22 protein-coding genes are annotated in these 22,400 nt (G+C 43.6%); all 22 read right to left on the bottom strand.

Features of this window, described 5'->3' with window-relative positions; translation table 11 throughout:
• Window positions 1-62: 62 nt before the first annotated feature.
• On the bottom strand, window positions 63-2,408 hold the full coding sequence (locus J0X21_RS04210) for a chemotaxis protein CheA (RefSeq protein WP_206810944.1): 2,346 nt from the start codon (window positions 2,406-2,408) through the stop codon (window positions 63-65).
• A gap of 371 nt (window positions 2,409-2,779) precedes the next feature.
• Window positions 2,780-4,729 carry a glycosyltransferase family protein gene (locus tag J0X21_RS04205; protein WP_206810943.1) on the bottom strand — a complete coding sequence of 650 codons (1,950 nt, stop codon included), beginning with the start codon at window positions 4,727-4,729 and terminating at the stop codon, window positions 2,780-2,782.
• 27 nt (window positions 4,730-4,756) lie between these two features.
• Entirely contained in the window at window positions 4,757-5,254 is a 498-nt protein-coding gene (locus J0X21_RS04200; RefSeq protein ID WP_206810942.1) for a hypothetical protein, read from the bottom strand.
• 5 nt (window positions 5,255-5,259) lie between these two features.
• Window positions 5,260-5,973, bottom strand: a complete 714-nt coding sequence (locus J0X21_RS04195; protein ID WP_206810941.1) for an acylneuraminate cytidylyltransferase family protein — start codon at window positions 5,971-5,973, stop codon at window positions 5,260-5,262.
• A complete protein-coding gene (locus J0X21_RS04190; RefSeq protein WP_206810940.1) occupies window positions 5,942-7,027 on the bottom strand; it encodes a nucleotidyltransferase family protein in 1,086 nt (361 codons plus the stop codon). The genes J0X21_RS04195 and J0X21_RS04190 overlap by 32 nt, the downstream gene beginning before the upstream one ends.
• A gap of 28 nt (window positions 7,028-7,055) precedes the next feature.
• On the bottom strand, window positions 7,056-7,700 hold the full coding sequence (locus J0X21_RS04185) for an acetyltransferase (protein ID WP_206810939.1): 645 nt from the start codon (window positions 7,698-7,700) through the stop codon (window positions 7,056-7,058).
• A complete protein-coding gene (gene neuB / locus J0X21_RS04180; RefSeq protein WP_206810938.1) occupies window positions 7,697-8,788 on the bottom strand; it encodes an N-acetylneuraminate synthase in 1,092 nt (363 codons plus the stop codon). Before neuB ends, J0X21_RS04185 begins: the two co-directional genes overlap by 4 nt.
• A gap of 18 nt (window positions 8,789-8,806) precedes the next feature.
• Window positions 8,807-9,976: a UDP-N-acetylglucosamine 2-epimerase gene (gene neuC / locus J0X21_RS04175; protein ID WP_206810937.1), complete on the bottom strand. Its 1,170-nt coding sequence runs from the start codon at window positions 9,974-9,976 to the stop codon at window positions 8,807-8,809.
• Window positions 9,973-11,091, bottom strand: a complete 1,119-nt coding sequence (locus tag J0X21_RS04170) for a LegC family aminotransferase (RefSeq protein ID WP_206810936.1) — start codon at window positions 11,089-11,091, stop codon at window positions 9,973-9,975. The genes neuC and J0X21_RS04170 overlap by 4 nt, the downstream gene beginning before the upstream one ends.
• A gap of 44 nt (window positions 11,092-11,135) precedes the next feature.
• A complete protein-coding gene (locus tag J0X21_RS04165) occupies window positions 11,136-12,143 on the bottom strand; it encodes an NAD-dependent 4,6-dehydratase LegB (protein WP_407947625.1) in 1,008 nt (335 codons plus the stop codon).
• A 48-nt stretch (window positions 12,144-12,191) separates the two neighbouring features.
• Window positions 12,192-14,021, bottom strand: a complete 1,830-nt coding sequence (locus tag J0X21_RS04160; protein WP_206810934.1) for a motility associated factor glycosyltransferase family protein — start codon at window positions 14,019-14,021, stop codon at window positions 12,192-12,194.
• Window positions 14,022-14,061: 40 nt separating this feature from the next.
• The gene (gene fliS / locus J0X21_RS04155; RefSeq protein ID WP_206810933.1) at window positions 14,062-14,457 is read right to left on the bottom strand and encodes a flagellar export chaperone FliS; all 396 of its coding nucleotides are present in this window, start codon (window positions 14,455-14,457) and stop codon (window positions 14,062-14,064) included.
• A gap of 31 nt (window positions 14,458-14,488) precedes the next feature.
• Window positions 14,489-16,069: a flagellar filament capping protein FliD gene (gene fliD / locus J0X21_RS04150; RefSeq protein ID WP_206810932.1), complete on the bottom strand. Its 1,581-nt coding sequence runs from the start codon at window positions 16,067-16,069 to the stop codon at window positions 14,489-14,491.
• A 16-nt stretch (window positions 16,070-16,085) separates the two neighbouring features.
• The gene (locus tag J0X21_RS04145) at window positions 16,086-16,457 is read right to left on the bottom strand and encodes a flagellar protein FlaG (protein WP_206810931.1); all 372 of its coding nucleotides are present in this window, start codon (window positions 16,455-16,457) and stop codon (window positions 16,086-16,088) included.
• Between the two features lie 158 nt (window positions 16,458-16,615).
• Window positions 16,616-17,425: a flagellin N-terminal helical domain-containing protein gene (locus tag J0X21_RS04140; RefSeq protein WP_206810930.1), complete on the bottom strand. Its 810-nt coding sequence runs from the start codon at window positions 17,423-17,425 to the stop codon at window positions 16,616-16,618.
• Between the two features lie 221 nt (window positions 17,426-17,646).
• Window positions 17,647-17,901 carry a carbon storage regulator CsrA gene (gene csrA, locus J0X21_RS04135; RefSeq protein WP_206810929.1) on the bottom strand — a complete coding sequence of 85 codons (255 nt, stop codon included), beginning with the start codon at window positions 17,899-17,901 and terminating at the stop codon, window positions 17,647-17,649.
• Entirely contained in the window at window positions 17,901-18,347 is a 447-nt protein-coding gene (locus J0X21_RS04130) for a flagellar assembly protein FliW (protein ID WP_206810928.1), read from the bottom strand. Before J0X21_RS04130 ends, csrA begins: the two co-directional genes overlap by 1 nt.
• 12 nt (window positions 18,348-18,359) lie before the next feature.
• Window positions 18,360-18,917: a DUF6470 family protein gene (locus J0X21_RS04125; RefSeq protein WP_206810927.1), complete on the bottom strand. Its 558-nt coding sequence runs from the start codon at window positions 18,915-18,917 to the stop codon at window positions 18,360-18,362.
• Window positions 18,918-18,981: 64 nt separating this feature from the next.
• Window positions 18,982-19,899 (bottom strand): flagellar hook-associated protein FlgL, encoded by a 918-nt coding sequence (flgL, locus tag J0X21_RS04120; protein WP_206810926.1) that lies wholly within the window; start codon window positions 19,897-19,899, stop codon window positions 18,982-18,984.
• Between the two features lie 74 nt (window positions 19,900-19,973).
• Window positions 19,974-21,446, bottom strand: coding sequence for a flagellar hook-associated protein FlgK (gene flgK / locus J0X21_RS04115; RefSeq protein ID WP_206810925.1), 1,473 nt, complete (start codon window positions 21,444-21,446; stop codon window positions 19,974-19,976).
• 29 nt (window positions 21,447-21,475) lie between these two features.
• Window positions 21,476-21,958, bottom strand: coding sequence for a flagellar protein FlgN (locus J0X21_RS04110; protein WP_206810924.1), 483 nt, complete (start codon window positions 21,956-21,958; stop codon window positions 21,476-21,478).
• 38 nt (window positions 21,959-21,996) lie between these two features.
• Complete coding sequence (gene flgM / locus J0X21_RS04105) at window positions 21,997-22,269, bottom strand: flagellar biosynthesis anti-sigma factor FlgM (RefSeq protein ID WP_206810923.1); 273 nt, start codon at window positions 22,267-22,269, stop codon at window positions 21,997-21,999.
• Window positions 22,270-22,400 lie beyond the last annotated feature (131 nt).

The raw sequence follows: 22,400 nt of genomic DNA, 5'->3' as shown, positions 1-22,400 counted from the left end.
ATTAGATATTCGTTGTTCGATCTTATTTCGATATGTTTTGTCAAATTTTTCATATTGAGTTACTACTGGCTTTTGCGCATAACCAAGAGATCCTGGATTAAAGAGCCAATGTCTAAAATTAAGGTCACTTTGCCATCCCCGAGAATGGTAGCCCCGGCAATGCCCGGCAGATTATTCAAAAGCTCTCCCAAAGATTTAATCACTATTTCCTGCTGCCCTCGCAATCCGTCTACGACCAAACCGATGGACTTTTCCCCGAGGCCGACAACCACGACGAAAACTTCTTCGCCCGGATTCTCCTGCTTCGGCAAATCAAATTTTTCCTGAAGGGAGATGAGGGGCAGGGTATTGCCACGCAGCTGCACCATGGGCAGCCCGCCGACCGTCTTGATATCGGAACGCTGTACCAGAAGGGTTTCCAGCACGGATGAAAGCGGAACGGCGTAAATCTCATCCCCCACTTCCACCAACAAGGCCTGGATAATGGCCAAGGTAAGCGGAAGGCGGATGGTAAAGGTGGTTCCCTGACCCCGGTGGGTGTCGATATCAATCATTCCGCCCAGATTGTTCAATGCTTTCTTCACCACATCCATGCCCACGCCGCGCCCAGAGATATCCGTCACCTTCTCGGCCGTGCTAAAACCGGGCAGGAAAATCAGATTGGCAATATCGCGGTCGGAAAGCTCTTCCCGCTCGCCGATCATCCCGCGGCTAACCGCTTTTTGCCGGATTTTATCCAAAGGAAGCCCCGCGCCGTCATCCGTAACCAAAATCGCAATATGGTTCCCTTCGTGATAGGCATCAAGGGTAATATGCCCTGTCTCCGGTTTGCCCACCGCCCGGCGCTGCTCGGGGGATTCAATTCCATGGTCGACCGAGTTGCGAATGAGGTGCATCAAGGGATCCCCGATGACTTCGACTACGGTCTTATCGAGTTCCGTATCTTCACCTTTGAGCACCAGCTCAATATCTTTGCCGGTCTTGCGTGAAAGGTCGCGCACCAAACGGGGAAAACGGCTAAAGACCGTACCGATTGGAACCATCCGCAAGCGCATAACGCTTTCCTGGAGGTCGTTCATCAAACGGCCGAGGTAAACATTGGTCTCATTGAGGTTATTGACCAGAGGATCGGTGCGATGCTCATTTTTAAGATCCAGTCCGATCTGGACCAGACGTGTCCGGGTAATCACCATTTCCCCGACTAAATTAATCAAATTATCCATGCGTACGGTATCTACCCGGATCGTATGAACTTGAGTATTTCCCTCTCCGGCAGCGGCCCCGTTGGTGCCGCTGCCGGCGGAAGAGGCTGTGGCCGGTGCAGACGCTGGGGTTGTGCTCCTAACGCCAAACCCTCCCTGACCCTGATTTCCGGTAGTCTTCTCAAAGGTTCTCGTACTCTGGCTTTTGACAGCTGCACCGGAACTGCTTTCTAAAATAGCCTCCCGTCCGGAGGAGGGCGCACTTAACACTGCGGCAGCTGTTGCAGCCACTTCCTGAGCTGCTTCCCCCCGGGCAGAGGCTTTTAACTTCTCCACGGCCGGATAGGGATGAACCACAGCTTCCGTCAGCTCTGAAACCCCGAGAATTTCTTCCCTGATTTCTGCCGGGGGCTCATCACTTATCACCAGCAAAGAAAACCCGTCATAATTGCCGGTCTCCAAATCTTCCATACTGGGCATTATTTTAAGAACATTGCCCACATTCTCTGTCCGCTGCGCCGCCATTACGGCTCGAACCGCTTTCATCAGGGTGTTGGGAGCCAGCGTGACATCCACCTGATAGGTTCCATGTCCCATGATTTGGGCATTCTGCAGCTTATCCCACTCGGCAGGAGACAAAGCAAAATCAAGCGGAACAAAGCTGGCTCCCTCAGAACTCTCGACTCCCTCAGAACCCTCGGCTCCTGCAGGATTATCGCTCCCTGCTGCTCCGGCACTGCTTGCCGGTGCGCTCCCGCGTGCTGCGGTGCCGGCATCGCTTTTGGCATTTAAGCCCTCTCCGCTCATAAGCGCTTTCATGGATTGCACTAAATCTTCATACTCCGTATCGATATCCTGACGCTGCTCCACTTGGCCCAGCATCGCCCGCACGCGATCGGTCACAGCCAGAAGAATGTCGATCATGTCCATCGACACTTCCATCTTCCCCTGCCGCAGGCGGTCAAGCAAATCTTCCGCAGCATGAGTCAGAGCTACAATCGGGGTGAAGCCCATCGTTCCTGAGGCACCTTTAAGACTGTGGGCGGACCGAAAGAGATCATTTATGAGGCTGATATTTGTTCCTTCCTTTTCAAGTTGGAGCAACCCTGCTCCCAGCCTCTCTATTTGTTCTTGCGAATCGAGCAGGTAAAATTCCAGAAATTCTCCGATATCGACTCCCTGAGTCTTGGAATCGTCTTGGCTCATGATTTACCCCACCCCTATCTTTCAAACCTACTTAAATTTAATATCTGGACCGTGCTCGTCCCATGCGTTTCTTATGTATATTATGCTTGTGTACCTTAAGAATTGACTGAGGCGTGGATATACGTAGTCGTTTACTATTTCGCCATATTTTTTAGAATTCCTCCGAATAAGTGCTAAAAGTTTCCGATGTATACAATTCTTTTCCCATAGTAGCATTTCCGGACAAATCCTGTAAACAGGTACATGTGTGATTTGGCCTAGGACTTTTGGGCAAAAATAAAACAGGGCGCCGGTAGGGCGACCCCGTCAATGCTTTAGCTGTTTCTATTCGAAGCTGGTAAGAAGACCCCGATGATAAGCTTTGCTTTATGCTAAACAGGCTTTCTCCCTCTAAAATGAAACTGCACGGTAAGAAAATCTAAAACCTCTTCCTTATTGAGTCTGTCAAATTTATACCAGTTTCTAAGATCTTCAGAAATGTCTTCACCTTTAAGCACCTTTTGATAAAGATAGTCGTACCTCTCTAGTGATTCCTCTCTAATCTGGCTCTGTGTATGCATACGACGAAACCATTCTGCGTCTCTTAATGATCGTTCAATATGTTCAATGACAATTCCGGTTTCATTAAGCCACTTTACTATTTCATTTAACGTGAAATAGCGCAGGTGGGTCCTGTCCAAAAGCCCCCATTCAGTATAAGACCAATAGCCGTGAAGCAGATTATCAATTAGGAATAAATTTCGAACGTTTGGAATGCTGCCAACAATAAATCCTCCTGGTTTTAAAAGAGATAACAGATATTTTAATAGTTTATAAGGATCTTTCATGTGCTCTAATGAATCACCGAAAATAAGGCAATCAATTGAACCGGGTTCAATCGGGAATTCCAAGTTTTCGGCATCAGCACAATATACTTTTGTCAATCTTTTTGCAGCATTTGCTGCTAGTTTATCATTGATTTCGATACCAATTACGCTTTCTACTGAGGTATTCTTTAATAAATATTGTCCTAATATCCCATCTGCACAACCAACCTCTAATACGCTCTTAACATCGGAAGGAATAAGCTTAACAAGGTTTGCATTAAAAGCCCCCTGATAGTTAACCTTTTCTTTATTATTTTCGGGTTTTGGAGCAGAAGAGTAGGTTCTTGTCTCAGACCTGTTAGACCTGTTAGACCTAATTAATGGTTCAATCGTCCCTGTTATTTCGGCGGCCCGGAGTTTATAAGTATGATGGTTAATAACAATATGATATAGTTCGTCCGTCAATTCTTTGCGTTCCGATTCATGAGTTAAATAATAATCGCCTTTCTCACCTAATTCTTCAGGACTTCTGTAAGTTATATATCGCCAATGATCAGGAAAAATCGTTTCCATGTCTTTCCGATAGTCACTTAATAAAAAACTCTTTGAGGCAAAAACATCAAACACCCGGTTATTAACGGATGTTTCCAATTGAAGGGAAGAAATATTGAGGTTCAGGGCATATTTCTGATAAACTTTGGACAGTTCTCTTCCGTAGGGAACCTTGTCATGAAAAAAAAGATTACTCTTGTTCCAGTTACTAGCTCCATAGACGTGAATATCAAGTCCTTCAATACAATCCAAAATATATTTGCGCATTATAGCAGAACCTTTTACGTGAACTAAATAGTAAACATGGCTCCAAAACTTATAAGGTTGATTGTGAAAAATTTGTTTTATACTCTTAAATTCCTGATCCTCAATTAATTTCCTAACTATATCCAAAACCGGGAGGTCGAGAGTTTGTATCTTATTAAGTATTACAGTATCAATAAAATCAGCAATTGTTTTTATATTTTTTGATTGTGGCCATTCAAGTGAAATGTTGCCCACAAAAGCAAGAGATGATTCAAAGGTTCTTTCTTTCAACGGGTAGAACTTATCAGGATCAGTGGCTAACAAGGTCTTATAGCAGTTTTTAATTCCTTTTTCTTTAAATAAGTCAATAAAACTGTAATCCCAAATAAAATGGAAATAGTAATCAGGATAGCTCTGGAATTCATTTGACATGTCATCTGTTAAAGACATGCATGGATTATCATAATGGAGAGCAACTACGGGTATGTTTAGCATTCTAAACAAGTAACCATCTCGGTACTTTAGAATTGCGTTAAACCCGTACCCTAAAATAACGTCTGGTTGAAAATCCATTATTTGGGCCAAAGATTCTTCGTCAAATGTGTTTTGGATATTTAACACCAGCACCCGGTGTCCATTTTGAATGAATCCTTCGACATACCCGTCAATGACAAATGGAGCAATAAATCCTGCTGTTCTAAGCACTGCTAGTTTCATTTTTCGGTCTCCATTCCTATAATCTCTTTACCTTTTCTTATCAATAAACTTCGCTTCTAGAGGAGAGTAATTCGACCGATATATAGACTCAATATTTTTGGATCTTCGTACTTGCCTTTGAACCTCAAGTATCGAATCCATTTCTGTCCGGATAAGGTGAATATAGGTATTATCAAATACAAGTATTTTCTCAATCGCCTCTTCGATCGCCTTATTAATAAACTCAAATTTCATTACGGTTTCTTTAGTAATGTAGGGTTTTAGATCTTCTAATTCAAAAGATGGCAATCCTAACAGTTGGCATATTTCATTCTGAAGATCGTTAACTTTAGAATTATCTTGGTTAATTTCTTGAATCAGATTGTTCCGTTCTTGGAGTATGAGTTGAAACTTCTGGATATCGTTGTCTGAAAGGCCATCGTCTCTAAGTTGATATGTAAGTTGAAGGATCATTTTGAACCGCCCATGGTTCATATCCATGAGGCCTAAAATTTGATCCGCTAATAGTCCTACCCTGGCATTCAATAATATCACTCCTCAAGCGCCAAGCCGTTTCTTACGAAGCATTCCGCAATCTTCCAATCAAACATCGTGTCGATATCAAGCGATGTAATTTTATCCATCTGAAAAGCCATTGTTCGTTCAGTTACGAAACTCTTTTCGATAATTAAAGTTTCCGTTCGCGCAATGTACATTGCCCCATTTAACGCATACGTTAAAGAAAGTTCTTGTCGCCTATTAACTTGATGAGAATACAATAGCGGAGTAATTCTTCCGTCTTTCTTCTCAACAAACATCCATTCTGGAGAATGATCCGGTTTCACAACACTCACCAGTGAATCAAAAAGTAAAAACTCCCGCGTTTGAATTAACTTAACAGCTTCTTTAATTTGCTCGCTCGTACGAAATGGAGATGTTGGCTGCAATAACATTATAAATTCAGGCTCATAATCCTCGTTTTCTTTCAGCCATTTAATAGCATGTAACACCGGTTCTATACCCGGCGTTTCATCCTTAGCCAATTCTGCGGGTCGAAGAAACGGCACCTCACAACCGATTTGCTTACCTACTGATGCAATCTCCTCATCGTCAGTGGACAGAATTATTCTATCCAAACAGCTTGAACGAACTGCTGCTTCGACAGTCCAGGCCAAGAGAGGCTTTCCTCCAAGTATCCTAACATTTTTTCTAGGGATCCCTTTAGAACCACCTCTAGCGGGAATAAGCCCTAATATCTTGGGCATGTTCGTTAAACACCCTCCCATAATCAGCATTAGCTCGTTGGTACTCTTTGTTTTCTCCTATATCTATCCAATAGTCATGAATAGGAAAACAGCCAACTCCATTAGGTAAATTTTTCGCAAGTTCCAAAAAGCTCGGCATGTCAAAATAGGAGTCGCGAGGAATCAAGGAGATTGCATCAGGATTTATGACATAGATTCCTGCACTAACTAAAAAAGAATGTAAAGGTTTTTCCTCAATCGCAGATACCTTATAGTCTTCATCCAGGATAACTACTCCGTAGGGAACACGAAAATCATAATTTCGCACACACATAGTAACAGCATGTTTTTCCGTGTTATGAAACTGCAACAATTGGGAAAAGTCAACATTGGTTAAAATATCTCCATTCATAACCAACAACGGGGCTTCAGGCAATTCCTCAATTAGAGTAAGCGCTCCAGCCGTTCCCATCCTATTTTTTTCTTTAAGGTAGTTTATTTTTACTCCAAATGAATTCCCATCCCCAAAATATTCTTCAATTTGCTCCGCCAGATAGTTTACGGCTAGCGTAATTTTAATAAGCCCATGATCACGCAGTTGTTCAATAATAGTCTGGAGTATAGGTTTGTCTCCCACTTTTAACATTGGTTTAGGAATTTCTTGCGTAAGAGGCCTTAAGCGCGTTCCCATTCCTCCTGCCATGATCACGACAGTGTGTGGTTTTACCTTAGAGGCAATTAAGTCACTGAGAACATGAATTCCTACAACCATGCCCGACTCGTTTACAGCCGGGATCTGATGAATCCCCTTCGCTTGCATCAAAAATAAGGCTTCTTTTGGTTTAGCCGTCTGAGCAATGGTTATCGGGCTCCCATTCATTACTTGAGTAACCGGAGCATTTAAGGGGAGTCCTTTAAGAATCGCGCGGCGAATATCTCCGTCAGTTACTGTGCCTTGCAAACATCTAACATCATTGACAACCAGTGCAATTTGCAAAACATCGTTATTGATTACTTGTAAAGCCTCAAGCAGAGTTGCATCGGGTCGAATACAAACCTTTGATACATCTCTCATAAAGTAGGTTTTCCCCCTCATTATCTCATCAATACCTAGCGTGAATAACCCTTGCCGGAACTCCAACAACAGTAGTACCTTCTGCAATATCTTTTAACACCAAGGTTCCGGCACCAATTAGGGCATTCTTACCAATTGTTACTCCTTGAATGACTGTCGCACCCGTTCCTATGTGTACCCCCTCTGCAACATGCACGCCTCCAGAAAGGGTAACGCCCGGGGCCAAATGAACATTAGCTCCGATATTGCAGTCATGGTCGATAGACACTTTTGTATTCACAATTGTATTAGCGCCGATTGAACATCCGACTTGGACTATGGCCCCGGCCATGATTTGTGCACCTTCCCTAATTTGAGCATGATCAGATATCACAGCTGATGGATGAATAACAGTTGCAAACGTATATCCGCGATTTTTAAATACATCAAATAAGTTTTTACGATTTTCCATCGTGCTAGTCGTACCTAAGCCATTTACAAGTAAAATCTTGTCAGCAGAATACTCCAATACTACTTCATCCGTTCCTAAAACCGGTATGCCTAACACATTGTCTTTCAGCTTCCGGGGATTAGAATCTGTTACCCCTACTAACTCCGCAGACCCAAGAAGCAAGGTATCAATCAGGACTTTAGCATGTCCACCTGCTCCAAGAACAATCACAGGAGATTTCATAATTTCACCTTTTCATCTTCCTCGTAATTTCTCTCCGCGATCATACCTAAGCAATTCCAATAATTTATTGGAGAAACCCCTTCTCCTGCTCTCTTAACAGTAAGATTTTCCGGAGTAAATGGCTCCCCTTTCATAATTCGGCGAGCGGCTACTAGGCATTTTCTTGCAACAGCCCTGTTCTTAATTTCAGAGGATGTTGGTCCTTTAATTTCAGTTCCTAAAGCCTCTTTTACCTGACGAATAGACCGTATCATGGATATTAATTCCCCGGGTTCTAACGAAGCTTTATGATCCGGTCCCGGAAGATTTCGATCCAAAGTAAAGTGTTTTTCAATAATAACTGCTCCTAGCGCGACAGCTGCAATAGGGATAGCAATACCCGGGGTATGGTCAGATAACCCAACCGGTAGTCCGAAAGCTTTCCGCAAAGTCTCAATTACTCTTAAATTAACCTCGTTAAATGGAGCCGGATACTCAGTAGTGCAATGAAGCAGTACCACATTTTTCAATAAAGCTGTATATCCCGCTTCCGAAAATAAGGCTTGTTCAAAGGCAGCAAGAGATGGCTTCCTATGGGATTCCGAGTGTATATAGCCAAAGGCTAAAACACCTAACGCCCTTTCTATTTCCCCAAGGGTACTCATTCCTGTAGAAAGAATAATGGGCTTACGCGCTTGGGCCGCTTTCAGCAATAAGGGGGCATTAGTAATATCTCCGGAAGAGATTTTTATTCTAGGAATATCGAGTTCGGAAACCAAGAAATGCAAACTATCCAAGTCGAAAGGAGTAGAAAGAAATTCGATTCCCCTTTGCCGGCAGTATTCAATCAATGCTTGATGGGCTTCTTCGCTTAATTCCAGCCTTTTAAGCATCTCAAGTTGGGATTCTTGCCGGTTACTGGTACTTTTTTGATAATCAGCTTTTGGAGCGTTTGAGTTAACTAATTTCTCTGCCTTAAATGTCTGAAACTTGACAGCATCCGCACCTGCCTCAACGGCAACATCAATAAGCTCCCTAGCCATCCCTAAGTCACCATTATGATTTACCCCGGCCTCAGCAATAACAGAGATGCATTGTTTCTTTTGCATAACGCATTGATTCTCCTTTTATATTTGAAGATCATAAAACTGTTTGATTATAATTCCTTCTAATTCTACATCTTTTAAGAACTCTTTGATTCGGACGGAAGCCCCGCCTTTTCCATAGGGAGAAACAACGTTTTTTGCAAGTATCTTAAATTCGGGAGATAACGCCTTACGAATTGACGCCGATATTTCCTCCTTTGTCTCTTGACAATCAATTACAGATTCAGTTTTAAGACGACCACGCTGACGATCTCCTAAATTAACAGTTGGCTTTCCCAATACAGGCACTTCAATCAGTCCGCTTGAAGAATTCCCTATGAGAACATCAGTAAGCTTTATCGCGCTTAAATACTTCGTTTGTCCCAGAGAAGTAAATACTTTTACCCGCTCAGGATGCTTTATAGCGTACTCATCAATTGTCTGGGCAATAATTCTACCATTTGTATCCGAATTCGGTCTAGTAAAAATGACTTTCGCATCAGGAAAGTCGTCTAAAGCTCCAAGCAGTTGATCGATGGCATATTTTGGATTGTGGTTACCCAAGGTAACCGGATGGTAAGTGACAAGAAAATTTACCCTGCCAAGCTTAAACTGAATCGATTTTTCAAACTCATTGCGTTCTAGCAATTTAAGCCTTTCAATGTTGTCCAAACCCAGCGCACCGACATTAATCACCCTATCGGGATTCTCTCCTAATTGAATAACCCTTTTTCTGTAAGGCTCGGCAGCTACAAAATGCAAGTGGGACATTTTAGTGATCGAGTGCCGAATCGCTTCGTCTATTGCTCCCTCAGTTGCCTCTCCCCCGTGTAAATGAGCAATGGGAATGTTCGCGATAAGGGCAGCTTGAGCGGCCGCTAAAATTTCATAACGGTCTCCTAGCAACACTAGAATATCTGGTTTCAGTCGGTCGAATACATCAGCAAAACTGATAGTGCCTAGCCCTAAGGATTTGGCGATACCAACCGGGGTATCACTGGATAACAACATATCGACTTTTTCTTCAATACAGAATCCATCTTCTTCAATAATTCTATAGGTCAAACCAAATTCCGGGGCAAGATGCATTCCCGTAACCACAAGCTGCAATTCCAAATCGTGATCTTGTTGAATTTCTCGAAGTAACCAGAAAAGTAATCCATACTCAGCCCGTGAACCCGTAACAACACAAATCTTCCTTGCTTTTCTCATAATAATAAAGCTCCACTTGGAATATTAATTAGCCTCGACTCGATATTTTCAGCAGTGCTTACATCCATCCTTGGGCAGGAGTGAAACATCGGCAACTTGTGCATTAGTGTCCAAGCCGGGCGTGCCATTATACCGCTAGTATTTAGTTTCTTTAATAAAGTATCACGTATAAATGCATTTTCGTCATCTAGCAACAGCACATTAAGCCAGTAATTGCTTTGGGCAAAATCGGGCTCCGTAAAAAACCGTATCCCTTGTACCTTCGAAAAAGCAAACTTGTAACGTTCCGCCAAAATCCTTTTCTTTTCGAGGAAACTATCTAATTGTTCCATTTGTGCACAGCCCAAAGCCGCATTAATGTTGGGCAGACGATAGTTATATCCAACTCGATCGTGGTAGTAAGCCCATGGATGAGGTATTTTAGCGGTAGTTGTAAGGTGTTTTACCTCTTTACCCAACTCTTCATCATTAGTGAGAATGGCCCCGCCTCCGCCGGTAGTGATAGTTTTATTCCCGTTAAAACTTAATGTTGCAAATTTACCCCAATTTCCTGTGTGCCTACCCTTGTAGAAAGAACCTATTGATTCGGCTGCATCTTCAATTAATTCCAATTTGAAACGTCTACAAACCTCTAATAACGGATCAAGATCGACAGGATGTCCAAATGTATGCATGGCAATTACCGCTTTTATCCGACGCCCCGTTTGACGGTTAAAGCATTCGCCATGCCGTAGTTCGGCAATTTCATTAAGCCATATCTCTAGCTTGTGTGGGTCTAGACCTAATGATTTCTCTTCAGAATCCGCAAAATGAGGAATGGCTCCACAGTATTCTACCGCATTTGCAGTAGCAACGAATGTAAGTGTTGGAACTAAAACTTCGTCACCAGTTTTAACACCTATCACTTTTAAGGCAATGTGTAAAGCTGCCGTACCATTAACCACAGCAATTGCCCGTTTTACACCAGTATATTCTGCTAACATCTGTTCAAAACGATCAACAAATTTGCCAACTGATGAAACCCAGCCTGTGGTTAAACACTCTTCAAGATAGTCCCATTCATTTCCGCAAAACTGGGGTTCATGTAGGCCAATGACTTCTCGGTCGGACGGCAAACAGCTTCTTATTGCTTCCAAGACTATTTCTGGTTGTACCGAGTTCATATGTTGTAGATATCGGTTTTATACCGTTTAAGATTATCCGGATTGCTGAACCAGGCAACCGTATCTTTTAACCCCCTTTTCAACCCGTCCAACCCGCTGTAAGCCGGTGTCCAACCTAATACGTCTTTAGCTTTTGAATTATCCGCCCACAGGCGCTCCACCTCGCTATTATCCGGACGTAAACGTTCTAGTTCAGATTCAATCATAACATCTTTTCCCATTATTTCAGCAATCAGATTGGCTAAATCACCAATACTTATCTCATAATTACTACCGATATTAATTACTTCTCCGACTGATTTATCAACTTCGGCAACTGCTATAAAGCCGGATACAGTGTCTTTGATATAATTCATATCCCTTGTGGGGCTTAGAGAACCTAACTTAATTTTCTCTTTTCCAGCGGCAATTTGGGTAATAATTGTAGGAATTACTGCTCTGGCAGATTGCCTAGGTCCGTATGTGTTAAACGGACGAATTATAGCAACCGGTACTCCAAACGAGCGGTAGAACGCAAGAGCTAATTGGTCGGCACCAATTTTACTGGCAGAATAAGGTGACTGCGCCTGAAGCGGGTGTTTTTCGTCGATAGGCACATACTGTGCTGTTCCATAGACCTCACTAGTAGAAGTATGGACTACTTTTTCCAGCCCCAGTTCCCGGGCAGTTTGTAGAATATTGAGAGTCCCAGTAATGTTCGTGTCTATGTATGAAGAGGGGGAGCGGTACGAGTAAGGTATCGCAATCAATGCAGCCAGATGGAAAACAATTGAGCATTGATCCATAGCTTTTTTAACCGCAAACGGATCACGAATATCACCAGCGAATATATCCAATTCATTTTTGATCAATTCATCGGAAGTATCTAACCAACCCCAAGAATTAAAGGAATTGTACTGTACAAAGGCACGTACTTTATATCCTTGATAAACTAACGCCTCTGTGAGATGGCTACCGATGAATCCATCAGCTCCGGTAACAAGAATCTTCTGTTCTTTGCTCAACCTCAATGCCGGTAACCTCCTCTTAGAAAGATAAATTGAATCCAAAGTTCATTCAGGTTTTGTCTCACTTGCCTCTTCCAATATTTCAATTAATTTTTGTAAAAAGTCCCTAAAATTTTTGAACATGTCTGCAAGCATTTGGGCTTTCGGTATCTCTTGGTCATCTAATTCTTCAGAATATCTCCGATAATTAGCCATCACACTTACATAAACAGGACGATAAGCACTGTAAATCCAGATATCCTTAAAAATATCTTTAATACTGCTCTCCATTTCTTTAAGATAACGTTTCCTAAATACTCCTGACATCTGGGAGGATTGAATTTTTTTATTCAGCAAGTTAATTTTATCATAAACTTTAGCATAAGACTTCAGTTTATTAAGGCGGTTTTCAAATGATAATTGAATTTTATTCAGATTGTTATTATAGTTTTCATGATCTATTTTGGATTGAATCCACTCATAAAAGGATGACTTAGTTTCTTTCCCCACATACTGATTTAAGGCTTCAGATAATGTTAGTTGAACAGTGCCCGCGATTCTTACGCCGCCCTCAGTGGCATTAATTACAAGTGTCGGATCTTTCTCCAACTCGATTTCATACCAATCACGGAATCCTTTCCAAGTTAAAGTAGACGGCACTTTCTCTTCATAGTAACCATCTAAGTAGACAATATATTTTTCTTCTTTAGATATATCAACTTTAGAATTTTCATAGACCGTACCTGTACTATGCGTATATCCGTTTTCTCCAAAAGCTAAATCCTGTCCTACTAACACTATTGGACTCATACCACAATGCCGGGCAAAAGAAAAAGCAAAATGAGTTACCGAATATCCTGCTGCTATAGACCCTCCTTTTATATCCTGAGCTAGCTCACTTTGAAAAGTCTCCATGCTGAGTAAGAATATCTTTCGTTTGAATAAATCCGCTATTCTCGGATCAACACTTGTATTTCCAATAAATAAAATTTCTTCTGGAATGGACTCCGGCCTTGCATAATGTTGTTCGTAAATTAGTGGAGAACGATCTAAGCTAAAGGTCGCATCCGGAATGATTCCATAATCAAGTAATCGTTTAAAAACAGTATTCACACAAAATATCGTTACCCTATCTTGCCATTCCTTTAAAATGTGAATGTTTTTACTTAATGAAGGTCCTGCCAGAACAATTACAACAGGTTTATTCCATCCGTTTGCTATAGATTCCGGATGGGGGCTTGCTGCAATATACTTGGCATTGGAAACCAAATTCTTCAGCCCATTTACTGACCAATACTCAAGATCGTCACCCATGCCATATTTATGAAATCTGAACAAATCCAGAACCAGTCGTTGGGATTCATCGACCCATTCGCTTTCCAGGCGCTTTTTGGGAGGGAAAACCAAGAAAGTCATATTATGAAGATTAATAATAACTTCGGGAATAGTAAAAACAGAATCTAATATCACCCGGTTAGACTTATTCGAACCGAAGGCTAAAATAACTCTGTGAGTCCCAAGAATCTCACCAAAATCTATTACTTGCATTGCGGCTTTGATTATATCCCAATCGCACTCAAAGACATGAATATAGCAATCTTCTCGAGTTGTCTTTAGTAACTCGAGAAGATGATAACCTAACCCAAGACCAATAACAAAAACAGAATTATATTTATGATATTCCCCCTCATCTATCATTCTTCGAGCTTCCCTTATAGGGTCGTATAAACTGTGAAGGAGAATCTCCGAATCTGAAACTCGCTTGACTGCAGTATAAAATCCACCTTTTCCTTGAAAAAGGCTAACTGATGTTTCGTCGTCAATTGTTGCGTTTTGTAATTGTTCATAAAAACCCTGAGTTTTTAAGAGATCTAAGTTTTTTTCAAAAAGTGTCATGCTTTCACCCGAATAATGTAATTCAATTTAAGTCAAATGGTTATTTTTGGACTAAAGCTTTCTTAGCAGCTTCGGCCCAAACATCTCGGAACTTGACAAAAAACTCAATGACAGGCTGCAAGCGTTCCGTATCCTTTTTTACGTTAGCCATCTGCACTTCATAACGATAAAATTCATAAAGGTTAAACAAGTTTTGAGGGATCTCGCCTTGTTCCATATCCAGCGTTATCATTAATTCAGTTAGAATATCTTGAACTTTTGTGAGCCACTTATGTGCTGCTGCATAGTCTTTTTCTAGAATAGCCTTTTCCCCAAAACGCAGAAATTTAATTCCGCCATCGTATAACATTAGTAGTAACTTATCGGGAGTAGCTGTTTCAACAGCAGTCTGCTTATAGGTTAAATAAATATTGTTATTGACCGTTGAGTTTAACATAAAAAACTCTCCCTCTCACACGGTAGCTTTCTTATTTCTTTGCCGTCATGGCATTCAGTTGATTACTTAACCAAGTCCCCTGGGAGTTAAAATTCATCAGAAGGGATTCTAAACTTGCGAACTTAATCTTAAGCCTTTCTTCGTAGTCTGAAGCCCTGTCTTCAAAATCTTGTATTTGACTCTTAAGGTCTTTGATTTGGGTATCTAAGCTGGTCTTATGTTGGTCGATCGTCCCCTGAAACTTAACCAAAGGGTTCAAATAAGCATGAAGATAGTTCCCGAGACCTTGGTGCAGATTCGGAACCAGCATCGTATCGGTGAGATCATCGGTCGGCGTTGTTCCTCCAGAGTAAGGAGCCCCAAACATGTTGACCACGCTCTCAGGATGATCTGACATCGCCTTATCAAATTTAGCGGTGTCAAACGTTAAGGTCCCGTCCCGATCAGAAGTCTTAATTCCAACGTCATACAAAATCTTATAAGGGCCGGTAGGATTTACAATGGTATTTCCTCCTACGACATCCCGAAGTTTTGCTTGAATACCCATAAGCAAAGAGTCACCAAATAAGGGTCCGGCTTGCTTATTATCAGCATCGTAGCTTAAATTGTCCTTAATAAGCTTCTGTAGAGAATTATATTTATCCACAAAATCTTGGATGGCTTTTTTGGTTACAGATATATCTTGAGCCACCGTTACTGAGGCCGTACCGGTAGTGCTTAGAGTAATAGTTGCCCCCGAAATGGCACTGGTAATTGTGTTGGCCGTACTAGTCATAGGTACACCATTTACCGTTAAGCTGGCATCAGTTGCCTGCTGGGTAATTCCCCCTGCATAATTGGGGGAACTGGGATCATTGGAGATAAGATTCGTCGGACTGTAGGTAACGGACGGAACTCCATCAGTCGAAGCTGTCAGCTGCAAGCCTAAGCCTGTTTGCAGAAGCCCATTGGGATCGCTAAACTTCAGGGTGTTGGCAGCCCCGGGCGTATTATTTGTAAGCACCAGCCTGTATGTCTTGTTCACAGAGTCAACTAACGCCAGAGTAGCACTAACACCGGCGTTAGCATTATTGATTGAGTCCCGTATATCCTCAAGTGTAGGCGCTCCTCCTGTGGTAGAAGAGCTTTTCACTGAAATATTGTGAGCAACCCCGTTATTCGTGATTGTAAAATCCCAATCTCCTGCCGCAGTATATGAATGCCCAGCTGCGGCCATTTTAGTGCTCACGCTGTCAAGTACACTTGCAATATCAGTATCTGTAGAAACACTGGTGGCAATTGCTTCTGCCTGGGCCAGAGACGAAACAGTGATACTGTAAGTCCCTTGTACAGAATTGGTCCCGCCAAACACAGAAAGAATACTCGTATTGCTGGAAACAGTCTGTGTCGCTGTCCAGGTAGAGGCGGAACGCAAGGCTGTAGCCGCAGTATCAAGAGCTAATAGAGAAGTGTTCACATCCATCCAGGCTGTCTTTTTAGTTTGCAGCCTGCCTTGCTTGTCAAATAACTGATTTTCCGGAAGCTTATAGGCCTGAACCATTTTATCGATAATACCGGAGAAATCATAGCCTGACAGGCCTGGAAGAGACATTGAAGTTGAACCGATAGGCATACAGACATCTCCTTCCTTAGAGACGTTTGTCCAGTAAAAGACCCGCCATTTCATTGAAAGAACTTAACATGTCCAGGATTTTCTTGGGAGGAACCTCATCAAGCACCTTCCCTGTTTCTTTGTCTACAACCTTGACCATCACACGATGTGAGCCATCATGAATGCTGAATTCCAGGCGTTTTTCTATAATTCCCATTAACCGGTTTATTTTATCAATCGCTTTTTCTACTTCTTCCCGGGAAATCTCTTCCCGGGCGGAACCTACTTCCTGCTTGCGGTCAACCACCGGACGCGGCAGTTCTTTTGACCGCTCCATCTTTTGCCCTGGGAAAGTATTAAGCGGCATTATTGTTGCTCCAGGGGTATTTGGTTGGACAGGGTTTACCATTGCAAATCCTCCTCGTCCAAAATATCTCGGCAATGATAAATTCGCAACTCGTGTGCAATGTATATAAATTACCCACAATTACTTAAATGAGTACTGTCAAAACTTTAAGGAAAAAGCCGGCCGGCAGGGAGCCGACCGGCAGCAAAGATTCTTTAAGATTAGCCCAAAAGTTTAAGAATTGCCTGAGGTGCCTGGTTTGCTTGGGCCAGCATCGCCACACCGGCTTGGCTAAGTACTTGGTTCTTCGTGAATTCCGACATTTCCTTTGCCATATCGACATCGCGAATACGGGATTCGGCAGCCACCAGGTTTTCGCTGGCTGTTTGCAGATTAGCAATGGTATGCTCCAAACGGTTTTGGTAACTTCCAAAGTTGGCACGTTTGGTAGACACGGCATTGATTGCGGAGTTAACGACTGAGATAGCGCTTGTAGCACTTCCTACCGATCCTACTCCGAGTTTATCAATTTTCAGCGCGGATGATGACATAGCACTTAACTTAACTGCCATCGTTTGACCCGAGTTTGCACCAATTTGAAGATTAATCGTTTTGCCCGAACTTAAAAGTTTCATTGCGTTAAATTCTGTCTGTCTGGCAATACGGGTAACCTCACTCATCAGCTGGCCGAACTCAGTCGAGATTTTAGCTTGGTCTCCGCTAGTATAAGTACCTGAAGCAGCTTGAACTGCCAATTCGCGCATCCGTTGCAAAATGCTGTGGGTTTCATTCAGAGCACCTTCAGCCGTCTGAATCAAAGAAATTCCGTCTTGGGCATTACGGGTGGCTTGATTCAAACCTTTGATTTGACCCCGCATTTTTTCGGAGATTGCCAACCCGGCTGCATCATCCGCCGCCCGGTTGATACGGTAACCTGATGACAATTTTTCCAATGACTTTTGCAAGGAATTGTTGGTTGTGAAGAGATTACGTTGAGCATTCAAACTCGCAATGTTGGTGTTAATAATCATGCTTTGTCCCTCCATGTACTTTATTGCGCCCACTTCCATGTGCAGCGCTTTTGTATTTCGTCTCCTGCCGGCGAAGGAAAACGTCTTACACTTTATACATCGAAATCTTCATCAAAACAAAATAGGGTTAAATTTCCCAAATATTTAAGCCAAGCTGCGTTTTACATTGAATATCTCAAGATTTTATGATTCTCCGTCATATTACCTACCTTTATCAATATTTATTTCTCTTTTTCCGTTTTTATCGATGTGGGCAGCGTTCCAAGGTCAAGGTATTGAAGGACATCTGCGACACTGATCATTGCTTCCCGGTTCTGGTTCTGGATTTCTTCGTACACTTCATTGCGCAAAATCTTAACTGAGGGTGGGGCCTTGATGCCAAGACGCACCGTGTCACCAGAGACCGCAACGACCACAATCTCAATGTCTTCTCCGATTTTAATTTTTTCATTAAGCTTACGCGAGAGAACAAGCATTACCCTTTAACCCCTTTCTCTGCTTGCTGCTTAACCAGGGGCTGCCTGCTGGAATAACGCTCATCATCCAGAATCAATTGCACTCCAAGCTTTTCCTCCGGATTAAGTATCAGAGGTGCCTTCAAATTTACCGTGCTGCTTTGAACATCCTGGCGATTTAAGGTTAGTATCAGCCATACTTCCAGCTGAAGCTGAGACTCCGAGCTCTTTCCGCCTCTTAGAACTTGCTCGGTTTCAGGATCGATTTCCCATTCATTTTTGACACCTACCACCTCGGGCTGTATTAATATGAAACCTATCTTATCATCATCGGCCGCAACCAACTGGGCGAAAGGCATCTCTTCTTCAAGAAGCTGAAAATACCGAGTCTCTTCGAAACCCGGTAGACCTTTGGGAAAATAATATTCGTGAGCTTTTTGAGGCTTTAATTCCTGTGATGCACTCATATAATTTTTCTCCTATCCTTTACGGTCAAAGATTTCTCCCACGGCGTGAAATTGGATTGACGGCTTCCGTTCCAGATAGCTTTGAACCTTGCCGTACCGAAATTCAGTTGAGACAGAGCCAGCAGTATAGTCGCCAACTACACCGCCTAATTCCACTGACCACTTAAGCGAGCCCTCGCGCACAAAAAAGCGAGCTGGTTCTATATTAACTAGCTCCAGATCCTTTTTTGCGGGTTGTATCGCATTATTTACAACTTGAGCTATGGATATACTTTTTTCGATATGGCCAAGAGCGTTTCCTTCCTGTGCACGCCGTTCAATTCCCTGACCGGCAGTTAACTTGGCATCCTCGTTAAACTTTCGTTGCTGGGCCTCAATGCCATTGAAACCGACTGATTCCCTGTATGGGCTCCAATCAATCTCAATCTGCAACGGACTATTCTCGGGGATGATCTCTGTGGGTCTTTGTTTAAAATTCAAGGAAGGCTGTTTAACACTCAGGTTAAATACAAAAGGATCTGTCTTTAATCCAATTCGCCCAAACTGCTGCTTAATCTGTAAATTAACCATTGACACATCACATCTCGCTTGCAGAGATTCTCTTCTGAACAACCTGCTTAGGAAACAGCAAACACTACTTCAGAAAATCCACCAGTGAAGGTTGAATAATCTGAGCCCCTACTGCCAAGGCCGAGCGGAAAACATTTTCCTGGTTCTTGAAGTCCACAATCGCTTTGGCCATGTCAGCATCCTGAATATCTGAGAGGTTTTTCTCCAAGTTATACGTAGTTGCATCCAACTGATCACGGATCGCGTTCATGCGGTTAATCCGCGCACCCAGACCGGCACGTAGCTGCTGAACTTTGTCTATGTTCGAGTCAATGTCATCAAGAGTAGCTCCGATAGCCACTGTATCGTTTGTTTCCAAAGCATTGGACAAGTCGTCCAAAACACCCGAATAAGAACTGTTGGCAAATATACCCTGACCATTAACCGTACCCCCGGTCTCATTGGTAAACAAATCCTGCCCATCCACGGTGATGTTCACGGTCACATTGTTGCCCACCTGGAAATTAACCGGGTCAAAATTTCCCTGCCAACTGCTGCTGGGGGTTGGCATCGGTTCTTGGTCAGTTTTGGTCCCGGCAAAAATATATTTTGTACCTATTTTCGTATTTGCAACTACTCTTAATTGTTCGGCCAGCTGCCGTACTTCCTGTGCGATTCCTTTACGGGCATCAGGCGGAGTAGTGTCATTTGCACCCTGAACCGCAAGTTCTCTTACCCTTTGCAGCATGGAAGTCATCTCGCCCATAATGCTGTCCGTGGTGTTCATATTTCCCAATGCTTCGCTTGCGTTATTTGACCACTGATTAACCATCGCAATATTTGTTTTAAGCCTTAAAGCGTTTTCAATCCCCACCGGGTCATCCGAAGGACGTGAGATCCGGTGGCCGGTTGACATCTGATTCTGCAGTTCATCCATACGCCCCTTGGCTGCTTCCAAGTTGCGAAGCAAGTTCCGGGATAGCATATTATTCGTAATTCTCATTGCGCCTCACTCCATTGCAACAAAGTTCCCATCTTAGATAATTGAACGAGGAAATCCGAAAAACTTACTTAATCTTACCTCGTTACTCCCATTCTGTTCACAATCGTATCCAGCATATCATCCATCATAGTTACAACCCTCGCTGCAGCGGAGTAACTCTTTTGGAATCTGACTAAATTGGTCATCTCTTCATCCAGAGACACTCCGGACAGGGATTCGCGCTGATTGCTCAAATGGGTGACCAGCACATCTTCGCCCGCTTTCATGCGGTCCGCCTGCTGCACGTCAATTCCCAACTGGGCAATGTTGGCCCCATAAAAATCCCCGAAAGAAGTGGCTGCATTAGGAAGCGGACTGGCAACGGCCGTCCAGCCGTTGGCCAGAGAAGAGATCTGCTGGGCGACACTGCCATCCCCGATTTCCGCTCCGCTGGGGCGCGTGGCGATATGGCTTAAGTCATCGACATAAGGATCTAATGCGATCGTGGCAGCCGTTGTCGAAGCAGGATCAAAGAAATTGCCCGTAACCCCGGCAGTAAGCCCTTCACCCGAGGTATGCAGGGTATTGACAGCCTGGACAATCCCCGCCGCCAAATCATCCAAAAACTTCTGCAAGAAATTAGGCAAATAATCATCGCGGATTTCCATGTTGGCCTGTAGGCTTCCCAGCCTGTCTCCCATGTCAAGAGCAGCGCCTGGGTTGGGAGCGCTTGCATCCCACTGAACCAAGGCAAACCCATTGGCATCGACCGCGGTTTCACTCAGTTTATAGGCGGTTGTATTGCTGACCAGGATTTGTGGCGGCGTGGTCTCAGCCCCGATATTCACCTGATAGTTATGCACTTCGCGGTCCGTAAAGCTGGGATCAATCGTTTCGACCACCCTGACGCTTACGATTTTCGAGAGTTCGTCAACCAATGCATCCCGTTTATCCCGCAAGTCGTTCGGATTGTCTCCGGCCACTTCCGCTCTTTTTATCTGTTCGTTGAGTCCCGCAATTTGCTCTGAATAGCTGTTTATCTGATGAATCTGAACCCTGACATTAGCGTCCATATTGTTTCTCATATCTGTAATCTGCTGGGCTAGATGATGGAAACTGTCAACCAAGGTTAAAGCCCGTTCATGGACTACGGAACGGGCTCCCATATTTTCGGGATTTTTCGAGAGGTCGCTCCAGGCGGTCCAGAACTTATTCATATCATCGTGAAGACTGTTTTCGGAAGGCTCGTTGAACATGCCCTCCACTTTCTGCAGGGCATCCTGCCGGCCGCCCCAGTACTCCTGCTTGGAAGTTTCCCAGCGGAATTGGCGGTCGACAAATGCGTCCCGGGCCCGGGTGATGTTTTCGAGGGTCACGCCTGTACCGATGCTCAAGCTATGCCCTAAGCTGTTTATCGTATCCGGGGTCGTGGATTTAAGGTTAGCCACCTGCCGGGTATATCCCTGGGTGTTGGCATTGGCAATATTGTGCCCGGTGACATCCAAGGCGTACTGTTGGGATTCGAGCGCCCGGCGGGCCAATTCCAGGCCAAAAAAAGTAGAGTGCATTCTTCCTTCTCTCCTAGCTGTTCTTACCCTTAAACGCTTTTATCTAAAATGCGGGCTTGTTTAGACCCACCTTTAACCTCTTTTCCAGGGCGTGAATAGGTTCTCTTGTCCTCTTGGGTTAGCATGTTAAGTGTGACATTCACTATTTTTACCGCTTGTTCTAAAAGCTCAGTGTTGATTTCATGAGCCTCCTGCAAGCGTGAAAGCACATCATCTAAATCCTTGCGCACGCTTTCCAACTCGGGATAACGCTCGGCCAGTTCAGCTAAAGTCAGTTCTTCCGGAGCTTTGCCCATTTCCCGGCCGATCTGCTCCGCCCATAGGAGGCGCTCTTTTTCTAAACGTCCGCCTTCGAGCAGGAGCTGCTCCTCCTGAGCAGTGACCATTTCGAGTTCGTGCAGGTTGTTCTTAATTAAGGCCCGCTGCTTAAGCTCTGCCAGACGGTTGAGTTCACTGTACACATTCGTTTGCCGTTTTAAGTTCTCATTTAGGTTCCGCAGCACTTCTGACATACACCAACCCCCTGGCCATAAGAGGAAAATACATTCATTTAGATATCCTGGGCCAGCAGCTTTTCAGCCACTTTCTGGGCATTTACCTGAAACTCTCCGTTAGCAATCTGTTCGGCTAAAGTGCGTACACGCTCCTCGCGCACATCCGAAATCTCTTTCACTTTCTGCAAGAGCGCCTGATATACTTGTGCCTTCTCCGATACCGCTACCTCGTCAGCGCCTTGGGACAAAGCTTTTCCTTTAACTTGCCCCACCCTGTTTGTCGCTTGTACACTCCCAACCGGGGAAAGAGAGGTTCCGTCGATTTTCATACAACTCACTCCCGAATCTATCTCTGTTTTATTAACTACTCACTAATGTTCTGTATTTCCAGCGAACAAGAGCCTTCTGCCATAATTATCGGCAATCATGCTCTAAAACTTTATAGTTTTCCCTAAAATTA

Origin of the sequence: Paradesulfitobacterium ferrireducens (assembly GCF_017310645.1) — a bacterium.
Lineage (GTDB): Bacteria > Bacillota > Desulfitobacteriia > Desulfitobacteriales > Desulfitobacteriaceae > Paradesulfitobacterium > Paradesulfitobacterium ferrireducens.
Note: the sequence above shows the minus strand (reverse complement) of the source record. Positions and strands in the feature narration are given on the sequence as shown.